Annotated in this window: 5 protein-coding genes and 3 pseudogenes; 5 read left to right on the top strand and 3 right to left on the bottom strand. The window is 60.6% G+C overall.

Annotated elements, in window-relative coordinates; translation table 11 throughout:
* Positions 1–250: pseudogene (locus tag K359_RS0146210) on the bottom strand (transposase); the annotation flags it as partial.
* A 279-nt stretch (positions 251–529) separates the two neighbouring features.
* Positions 530–859: a hypothetical protein gene (locus K359_RS62685; protein WP_156929097.1), complete on the bottom strand. Its 330-nt coding sequence runs from the start codon at positions 857–859 to the stop codon at positions 530–532.
* A gap of 1035 nt (positions 860–1894) precedes the next feature.
* On the opposite strand from K359_RS62685, the gene K359_RS56120 reads away from it, so the two are divergent.
* Positions 1895–2347, top strand: a complete 453-nt coding sequence (locus K359_RS56120) for a hypothetical protein (RefSeq protein ID WP_029085062.1) — start codon at positions 1895–1897, stop codon at positions 2345–2347.
* A 152-nt stretch (positions 2348–2499) separates the two neighbouring features.
* Here K359_RS56120 and K359_RS62680 read toward each other — a convergent pair whose 3' ends face one another.
* Positions 2500–3057, bottom strand: coding sequence for a hypothetical protein (locus K359_RS62680; protein ID WP_156929096.1), 558 nt, complete (start codon positions 3055–3057; stop codon positions 2500–2502).
* 14 nt (positions 3058–3071) lie between these two features.
* Between K359_RS62680 and K359_RS0146195 the strand changes: the two genes are divergently transcribed.
* The 4 genes and pseudogenes from K359_RS0146195 to K359_RS56115 all read left to right on the top strand — a co-directional run.
* On the top strand, positions 3072–4109 hold the full coding sequence (locus K359_RS0146195; RefSeq protein WP_029085061.1) for a zinc-dependent alcohol dehydrogenase family protein: 1038 nt from the start codon (positions 3072–3074) through the stop codon (positions 4107–4109).
* A 752-nt stretch (positions 4110–4861) separates the two neighbouring features.
* A pseudogene (locus K359_RS60405) lies at positions 4862–4969 on the top strand (transposase domain-containing protein); the annotation flags it as partial.
* A 1144-nt stretch (positions 4970–6113) separates the two neighbouring features.
* Complete coding sequence (locus K359_RS62675; RefSeq protein ID WP_156929095.1) at positions 6114–6254, top strand: hypothetical protein; 141 nt, start codon at positions 6114–6116, stop codon at positions 6252–6254.
* Positions 6255–6388: 134 nt separating this feature from the next.
* Positions 6389–6596, top strand: a pseudogene (locus tag K359_RS56115) (IS256 family transposase); the annotation flags it as partial.

The raw sequence follows: 6596 nt of genomic DNA, 5'->3' as shown, positions 1-6596 counted from the left end.
AGCCGTTCGATCAAAAGCCGCTCCGAGCGGATCGAATAAACGCTTGCAACAGCATCGCCCGCAGCAGCTTCTCCGGCGGGATCGACGGCCGCCCAATCGGCGAATAGAGCGCGGCAAACTCGCGCTCCAGCGTCGACAGCGCCTCGTTCACGATCGTCCGGATCGCTCGCAGCGGATGGTCACGCCGCACCCGCGCCTCCAGATCGACGTAGCTGAACAGCTCGCCCGTTCGATTGTCGCCGCCGCGCACGCACCATCTCCGAATCTCGTCAGAGCCAATGAATCACGGTCGCTGGTCGGCGGCGAGCACCTTTTTCAACAGCCTGCTAGACCTTGACGGCTATTCGAACAGGTTTTTACCGGCATAAGGGGCCGTTGGCGTGACGCGGCCCGTTTCATTGTCTCGCCCTAGCCGGAGAGAATTAGGGCATGTGTACATTCCGGCAATCAGCGATGATTTTTCGGAAGCGGAACGGGACGAACGCGTGCGAACGGACTCAATAGCTGGACTGAGACCGAAGAGCGCTTGCTAGTTGCGCTGCACGAGTCCGGGATGGATCACCGGCCCATAGCGCTCCAGTGCGGCGCCAACCTTCGAGGCTATCGAGATCGAGGGAGTCATGGTGTCAATTCGCCCTGATTTCATCGTCGGCGGCGGCGGAGGTGGGACCATGGCGTCGCGGTGCTCGATAGCGTCGGCACGGAGATCGGGCGAGATGTTATTGGCGAGATGCCTCGCTGAGGAGCGGCCCAAGGCATCCAAAGTTCGCCGCTCTCCTTCGTCGATCCAGAATTTTCCCATTCGCCATATGCGACATAATATGCGCTCCGTGTACTGGTGGTTGGCAAAGTCGGTCATTGCGACTGCCGAGCCGTTAACTCAGCCTCAGCTGAGCGCAGCGAGGCTCACGCTTGCTCCTGACAGTGGGCTGGCGGCTCTATGAGCATATCGAGGGTGGCGCGCTTCTCCGGTAAATGCGACGATCGCGGAGATGCTGCTGATCAGATCCGCGCTTCCGCCGCTCTCGGTTCCGGCGCGGTACGATGCATTCGGGGCGCCAAAGATTAGAGGGACCGGAAACGCATTCGTCCCGTCGTTAACGGCCGAGCAGACAGCGTTGAGGCAGTGGTGTTCCCACTCAGCGACGAGTCCTCTTACATTACCGGTTCAGAGATGGTAGTGGATCGTAGTCTCACGATCGGCGTCCCACAGAAATCTGAAGCGCTCGAGACTATTTTCTGATGGGGATCGAATGAATGTCGATTATGTCAGTTGCGACCACGTATCCAACGTACTATGTCGCTCGATCCGACTACGCGCCTTGGATAATGTGGGTTTATCGTGCCAGCCAGTATGGTAGTCGAACTCGCGGGTGGACTGTTCAGCAGTTCGTCCGCGAATCTCTTCGCGTCAGCCTCACTTGGAAAGGTTCTGGTTTCTCGAATGGGGTATCGATTTGGCCCCTTCGACTGGTTGAAGGAAACATACCAAGTGTGTTTTAGCCATATCCTTTTCGTGCTCATCGGCCGATGATGACTTTATGCCTCAACGCATGTGATGCAGCCGGATCGGCACAGTTTTCAGTGACGATCATTAACTAGGGTGGTCATGCCCCATCAGCAGGTCAATTGCGAGCATTGGTAGTTGATCGCTTGCGGCAATTGTCGTCGATGAGGGGCTTGACTATTTGGCAGGCCGTCGGATCGACCCAGCCCAGAAGGGCGGCCAGAAGATCAGGTTACACCGGCAGACCTGACCACGTCCCGCGCCGCTGAAGCCTGGACAGGTTCAGGCCACGCCTGCTGATGTCCTCAAGCTGAAATATGCCCCCCAGGATGCGACGCAGCCGGCGGGAGCGAAGCAATGAGGTATCCGCTGTCTAACGCAGCCCCGATGCTTGGCTCGCTGGCGCCATGCGCGGCCCACGCTCAGAAAAACACGCCCGAGCCGATCCTGCGGGTGACGCTCGATCCGCCCTGCGTCGTGGTGAGACAGGCCGCCACGCAGCGGATCGAGGTGCTGGCGCCGAACTACATGACGGCGCCGCCCAAGCTGCCAGAGTTCCAACCGTCAAATGCCCTGACGCGCCTGCTGCGCAGCCCCAATGAGAGCGAAGAGCGCGACGGCCTCACTTATGGCGGCGTCCGGTTCGAATTCGCGATCCATCCGCAGGAGCCGGGCAGTTATGCGATCTCTGGTCTGACGATCGTCGCCAAATACGCGGTCGATCCGCCGGCCACACGCGAGGCAACGCTCACGCTCCCCCGGATCGCATTTCAGCCCTCATCCCGCATGTGGCATCCGATCTGCCCTTCCTCGCTGCAGGCAGTCTGTCGATCGCGCTGACCATCAATCGCTCGTCGGATCAGCTCGAGACCGGGAATGCCGTGACGCGAACCGTCACTATCGAGGACCGAGGGCATTCCGACGATGCTGTTGTCGCCGGCGAAAGTTGCTGTCCGAGACGGGCTCATGCTCTACCCCGCTCAATCGTCGCTTCAGACGTCGGCGCGCAAAGAATCTACGTGACGCATTTCGATGCGGTGACCTGCATATCGAGGCAAACCCGTCAGCGAGCGGCGCATCGCCGGTTGGTACGTCCGGCGCACGCCGGTCGTGAGGCGTATTGCGCGACGTGTTCGCGCGCGACTGGCTGCAACAGTTCGAACCGGTCGCGCCACGCATGCGATCGAGGCATTGCGGCTCGCTGCCCACGATCCTGTACTCGACGCCGAGATCAGCGTGGTCGAGCGCGCGCTCTTCCGCGGCAGCCGTTCAAAGCGATTCTGGAGAAGGACAGCAGGGCGCTTGCCGCCAGCGGCGAGAAGGGCCTGGTGCAGATTAATGGCGGTGCCGTATGCCGGCATGACCACCGATGCGTTCGCAAGCTCAGTGCGCGGCTGGCTCGGACGGCTCAGTTGCGGTGCCAGTTTGGAGGCTACGACGGCAAGATCCAAAACTGCCTGCCGATCACCAAAGTCTGGAACTACACGGTTCGGCTCTACCGGGCGACGATGGCAATTGCCCGAGGCAAAACCGGCGGACTGAATACGCAAGGAGGTGATGCGAAATGAAAGCGCTCATCTTCGAGGGGCCCGGTAAAAAGTCTCTCGCGCAGCGACCGAAACCGGCCATCCTGGAATCCGGAGACGCCATCGTGCGGATCGTGAAAACCACGATCTGCGGCACTGATCTCCACATCCTCAAGGGCGATGTAACGACCTGTCAGCCCGGCCGAATTCTAGGCCATGAGGGCGTGGGCGTCGTTGACCAGGTTGGCGGTGGCGTGACCGCTTTCAAGGCGGGTGACCGCGTCCTCATCTCCTGCATATCGTCCTGCGGCAAATGCGACTTCTGCCGGAGAGGTATGTATTCGCACTGTCGCACCGGCGGGTGGATCCTCGGCAACAAGATCGACGGCACGCGGGCCGAATATGTCCGGACGCCGCATGCCGACACCAGTCTCCACCATTTGCCTGATGGGGTCGATGAGGGAGCTCTCGTCATGCTCAGCGACATCCTTCCCACCGGATTCGAGTGCGGCGTGCTCAACGGCAAGATCTCGCCCGGCTCCGCCGTCGCCATCGTCGGTGCCGGCCCCGTCGGCTTGGCTACGCTGCTGACCGCACAATTCTACTCGCCTGCCGAGATCATCATGATCGATGTCGATGACAAGCGTCTCGCCATTGCGCGCCAGTTTGGCGCAACACAGACGGTCAACAGCGCCGACGGCAAAGCAGTTGAGAAGGTTCGCGCGCTCACGGGGGGAGAGGGCGTGGATGCTGCCGTTGAGGCCGTCGGTGTACCGGCGACTTTCAAACTCTGTACCGACATCGTCTCGCCGGGCGGCGTCGTGGCAAACGCTGGCGTACACGGCGTCAAGGTCGATCTGCATCTGGAACGGCTCTGGTCCCAGAACATATCGATCACCACGCGGCTGGTGGACACTGTCTCGACGCCCATGCTGCTGAAGACGGTCTTTTCCCACCGCATCGAACCGAAGCTGCTGATTACACACCGCGTCAAGCTCGACGAGATCATGGAGGCCTACGACATGTTCTCGCGTGCGGCAGAGACCGGGGCCTTGAAGGTGATCATCGAGACATAACACAACGAGGAGGGTAGTGGTGTCGGCGGGCGGAAGAAAGAGGTCGACACAGCCCAGGACGAAAGTGTCTGAAGTTGCAACGAACGAAATCGAAGGGCGCGCGTCGCCGCCGCGGCACAGGCGATAACAATTGACGAAAGGAGATGGCCGAGCAGCGCACAAGCCTCAGCATCTTGAGCGTTCAGTTGCTCCAGGCGTCAGGACAGTACAAAGGCGTTTCACGAGACGAGAGCGCTACCGCGGTGCACTCACGGGCGGCGGGCCTAAACCAGGCGCTGAAATACTCGACCGATTTCTCGTAGCTGTTTACCCAAGACGGTGCCTAGCTGAAAAGGCAGCCCTCGGGATCACGGGCATCAAGCAGCAGGCTGACGCGATACGGATCCAAGCTAAGACGCTGGGCGCGGCACCGGTGCGGCCAGTACACGGCCGGCTAGAGCCGGCTTGCCGAGCCCACTGCGGAACAAGCAGACGCTCACGGATCAGGACATCGCTCAGCTCAAGGCTTAGGCCGCGGCGTGGGGCAGGCACGCGGCCGAACAGGCAGGCGTGCGCCAGGACATCAGGTTCGGCTCGGCAACCGCTCCGTTGAACCCTGATGACGTGCAGATCGCCCAGCAGCTCAGCGGGAACCCCGACGTTGCCACCACCCTAGCTTCCGTGGGCCCCCCGACCTCCACACCAATGCGGCGCTGAGTCAGGTTCTGATTTCCAGCGATCTCGTGACCGCTATCACCGACGCGCTCGACGCGTATCTCACCGACGTCCTGACAAGGATCGTCAACGGGCATCCAAACCGCGACATCGACCAGCTACTGCCCTGGGCCTACCGCGCTCAAGCCCTCAAAGCCGTGGCCTGAAAACGACGCATACGCCGCAACGAGTGCGGCCGCTGCTTCCACCCGCGGGCCCCGCTACGTCCAGCGCTATTACGGCTATGACGACGGCTATGTGATGCGCCGGAGCTACGGCTGTCACGGCAGCCCTGGCTACGACGATCGCGGTTATGGTTACTATGGCGGTGGCTTCAGCTTCGGCACGCATGGCTGGCAATCGCTAATGACGCTTCTTCAGGAAGCGGCCTTGGCATGTCGAGCGAGCCGCGATTAGTCGGCAGACACGCAAGCTCAGCTCTATTGGCCTGATTGGCTGTGGGCTCCGCCATTGGCCGAGTTATTCCATATCGTTCCATTTGCGAATCCCGCTTACGGATGCCAACCGAATGATGGCCGCACCTGTGTGTGCTGGAATGGCTTGTCGCAGCTTGCCGTCGAGCTGAAGGCTTGTGCTTCTTTGAGTGGCTTCGAACCATGTGCAATCTGCGGATCTGCCCGTCGGTTACCCGAGCGCATAAGTTCTGCCATGCTAGCTTTGATTTCAGGCGAGTGTTTCCGATTGATCCTGCACATCCGGCCCGGACTATGAGCGGGAGAGAGGCCAAGCCGCGAGTTCGTTGATTGCTTAGCAGTGTCTGGCGAACCGCCATGCACATTAATCGACGTCCATCGTTCGCGGGTAACGCATGAGACCAGTGTCGCCCGAATCGAACCAACCCCCGCCGAGCCTAGCCGCAGCGCGGGCGCCAGTGCGGCCCTGGCTCGTCTACTGTTTTAAAAGTACGGCTTCTTGCTTCTTCCGCATCGGGACGGTCGTGCTGTAATACGGTCAGATGAATGAGCCCCCGGCACCTTGATTTAGGTCTTGACTGATCGGCTCATACCCACTGATAGCAGGCGACTTGGATTGCTCGGTTGGAAGCAGTAGCAGGGCTGTGATGGGTCGCTTGCTCGACTCGTCGTTTTCCAGACCATGTAGATGAACTTCCCACCTGCTCCTTCCTTCAGATCTTGACCGGTCCATTGCCAACCGGGGGGCGGGTTTCTTTGCGCTTCGTCATATGCAATGAAATTGTCGACGTCACCGGATTACTGTCGCCTAGAGTATGCCCGATATAAATGTACTTCCCTCCCACGCCCGTATTCGTGTCGACGAGAGACGGAAGCCTTGATCGCGATGGCGGGACCGTTCGCGGAAGCTCGCTTCAGCGGGCAGCTGTTCTGTGCTGACAGTGACGAAGCCAACATCGCCAGCGCAATGGCGCAATTGTCGGAGGCGCGCGCGCTACGAGGCGAAAGCAATTTCTGATCGTAGCGGAAAATGTGGCTATTCGCTCCGCCGACGGGGATGGCCCGGGTTCTGTTGAATTTCTGAAGAGGTCGGCGTTGCCCACCTTAAGCCGGTAGGCTCGGGGTGCTGATTCCACAAAGGAGAGCAACGCCATGACGAGAGATATCACACCGGCTGGTTGGCCGGCGACCGGGGCTGTGGACGAAGCGTTTGCGGAAGTGCGGGCGAGCTTCGATCGGTTCTGCCTTGCAGCAGGGATCGAGGCGCTCGGCACGATGATGGAGGCGGATGTGACGGCGGCCTGCGGGCCGCGCCACGGTCGCGATGCGGCGCGGCGGGCGCACCGTTGGGGCCGAACGC

Source organism: Bradyrhizobium sp. th-b2 (assembly GCF_000426785.1).
In the GTDB taxonomy this organism is placed as follows: Bacteria; Pseudomonadota; Alphaproteobacteria; order Rhizobiales; family Xanthobacteraceae; genus Bradyrhizobium; species Bradyrhizobium septentrionale.
Note: the sequence above shows the minus strand (reverse complement) of the source record. Positions and strands in the feature narration are given on the sequence as shown.